Origin of the sequence: Spirillospora sp. NPDC049652 (genome assembly GCF_040675125.1) — a bacterium.
Lineage (GTDB): Bacteria > Actinomycetota > Actinomycetes > Streptosporangiales > Streptosporangiaceae > Spirillospora.
The window spans coordinates 1-2,786 of record NZ_JBFAOF010000928.1 but is presented as its reverse complement, the minus strand read 5'-3'; the positions used below and the strand labels follow the sequence as shown (position 1 = coordinate 2,786).

The 2,786-nt window shown below is 77.0% G+C and carries 3 protein-coding genes; all 3 read left to right on the top strand.

The features are described from left to right. Positions 1–376, top strand: a 376-nt coding sequence (locus AB0J52_RS34985) for a GyrI-like domain-containing protein (RefSeq protein WP_500187189.1), incomplete at its 5' end; no start/stop codon positions are given. Further along, positions 373–963: a hypothetical protein gene (locus AB0J52_RS34980; RefSeq protein WP_500187188.1), complete on the top strand. Its 591-nt coding sequence runs from the start codon at positions 373–375 to the stop codon at positions 961–963. The genes AB0J52_RS34985 and AB0J52_RS34980, both read left to right, overlap by 4 nt. 41 nt (positions 964–1,004) lie before the next feature. Next, positions 1,005–2,786, top strand: a 1,782-nt coding sequence (locus AB0J52_RS34975) for an SDR family oxidoreductase (protein WP_500187187.1), incomplete at its 3' end; no start/stop codon positions are given.

Genomic DNA, 2,786 nt, shown 5'->3' with positions numbered 1-2,786 from the left:
CGACATCTCGCCGGCCATGGGGCGCTGCGCGGCACGGCTGGCGGGCGTCGCGTCCGCCGAGCCGATGATCGGCCTGTTCCCGCTGGACCCCGACGAGGAGCTTCCCGTCGCGCTCGCCGCCGTCCTGCCGGACGGGGCGGAGGCGCCGCCGGGGACGCGGCGGGACGTCCTGCCGGGCGGGCCGTGCGCGACGGCCCTGCACGTCGGGCCGTTCGACCAGGTCGGGCTGGTGGTGCACGGGCTGCTCGCCTGGTGCGCCGACCACGGCCACACCCCCGGCGCGACGACCCGGGAGACCTACCTCACCGACCCCGAACGCACCCCGCCGGAGGCTCTGGTGACCCGGGTGCAGATCCGACTGGAGGACGAACGATGACCGAGACCCGGCCCGAAACGACCGCGGGGCAGGCCGCCCCGGCCGACCCCTGGTACACCGCCACGGACGAGCCCGCGCTCGTCGAGCTGGACGCCGTCCGCGGGCTGTCCGTCAGCGGGCTCGGCGAGCCGGGCGGCACCGAGCACCTGACCGCGACCGAGGCCGTGTACGCGGTCGCCGCGGCGGCGGGCGCCCCCGGCGTGCCGCTGGAAGGGCGCTGGTGGGTCGAGGACGACCGTCCGCCGCTGGAGGTCCCGCGCGCCGAGTGGCGGTGGCACCTGTTCCTCAAGACGCCGGGGGACGTCACGGCCGAGCAGGTCGAGCGTGCCCGGGACGCCGTCTCGGCCAAGCTCCCGGCGGCGGCGCGCGTGCAGTTGGCCGAGTTCGCCGAGGGGCCGTCGGTGCAGGTGCTGCACCACGGCGACTACGCGGACGAGCCCGCCACGCTCGCCCGCATGGACGAGTTCATGGCCGAGAACGGCCTCGCCCCGCGCGGGCTGCACCACGAGATCTACCTCGGCCTCGGGGTGCTGACCATCCTTCGCCAACCGGTCAGGAGGGTCGCCCCCGGCGAGCCCAGGGCGTAGGTTCGCGGAAAGGACACCCTCCGACGGAGAAGGTGATCGCGGTGCGGGATCACAGGGTGAGGTCGGGCGAGGTCGAACTGGCCGTGCGCGAGCGGGGCGAGGGCCACCGGCCCACCGTCGTGCTCGTGCACGGCTACCCGGACACCAGCGCGGTGTGGGACGAGGTCGCGGAGATGCTCGCCCAGCGGTTCCGGGTCCTCGCCTACGACGTGCGCGGGTCCGGGGCGTCCACGACGCCGGAGGATCCGAACGACTACCGGGTCGAGGCGCTGCTCGGCGACCTCGCCGCCGTCCTGGACGCGGTCGGCGGGGACGCGCCCGTCCATCTCGTCGGGCACGACTGGGGGTCGGTCCAGGGCTGGGCCGCCGTCACCGACGGCCCGGCCGGACGTCCGTTCGCGGGCCGGATCGCGTCCTTCACCTCGATCTCCGGCCCCGACTGGCGGCACGTCGCCGAGTGGGCGCGCCGCGAGACCACGGGCCCCGGGCCGGTCCGGGAGCGCGTCCGGCGGACGGCCCGGGTCGTGGACCAGGCGCGGCGCAGCGCCTACATGCCGCTGTTCGCGGCTCCGGGGACGGGTGAGGCGCTCGCCCGCGTCGTGGCCGCGACGTTCGCGCGCGGGCTGCGGCGCGCCGAGGGCGGTGAGCCGAGGACCGGGCACCCCGCGCCGACGCTCGGCCGCGACGCGCGCAACGGCCTCGGCCTGTACCGCGCCAACCTGCGGAGACTTCCCGCCGGGGGCGCGACGGCGCAGGTCCCGGTGCAGCTGATCGTTCCGACGCGGGACCGGTACGGGTCGCCGGACGCGCTGCTGTCGGCGCGCGGGCACGCCGACCCGCTGTACGTCCGGCGCATCCCGGCGGGGCACTGGGTCGCCCGCACCCACCCGGACCGGGTGGCGAACTGGATCACCGACTTCATCGACCACCTCGCGGGCGGCCCGGACACCCCCGAGCTGGCCCGCGCTCGCGCCGCCGGACGCCCCGGCGGTGAGTACGCGGGACGGCTCGTCGTGGTGACGGGCGCGGGCGGCGGCATCGGCCGCGCGACGGCCCACGCGTTCGCCGCCGAGGGCGCGGCCGTCGTGGTCGCCGACATCGACGAGGGCGCGGCCAAGCGCGTCGCCGACGAGATCTCCGTCGCGGCGGCCGGGGGCTCCCCGGGCGGCGGGCCGGGCGCGGGCTCCGGCGTCGCGCACCCGTACGGGGTGGACGTGGCGGACGCCGAGGCCATGGAGCGGTTCGCCGACTACGTCACCGAGCACTTCGGCGTCCCGGCCGTGGTCGTCAACAACGCGGGCATCGGGGTCGCCGGGCCGCTGCTGGAGACCGGCGAGGCGGACTGGGCCCGGATCCGCGCCGTCAACCTGGACGGCGTGTACCGGGGCTGCCGCCTGTTCGGCTCGCGGATGGTCGCGCGCGGCGAGGGCGGGCACCTGGTCAACGTCGCGTCCATGGCCGCGTTCTCGCTGGGCACCGACGTCGCCGCGTACTCGGCGACCAAGGCGGCCGTGCTCCGGTTCAGCGAGTGCCTGCGCCTGGAACTGGCGGACGACGGCATCGGGGTCAGCGCGATCTGTCCCGGCGTGATCGACACCGGCCTCCCGCGTCGCGCCCGCTATGTGGGGGTGTCCGCCGACACGGCCGACGAGCTGCGCGAGGGGGCGGCGAAGGTCTTCGCCCGGCGCGGCTACCCGCCCGAGCGTGTCGCCCAGGCGATCCTCGGGGCCGTCCGGCGTGACCGTCCGCTCGTGCCGGTGGCCCCGGAGGCGCATCTCGCGCTGGCGCTGGACCGCCTCGCGCCGTCGCTGAGCCGGGCCGCC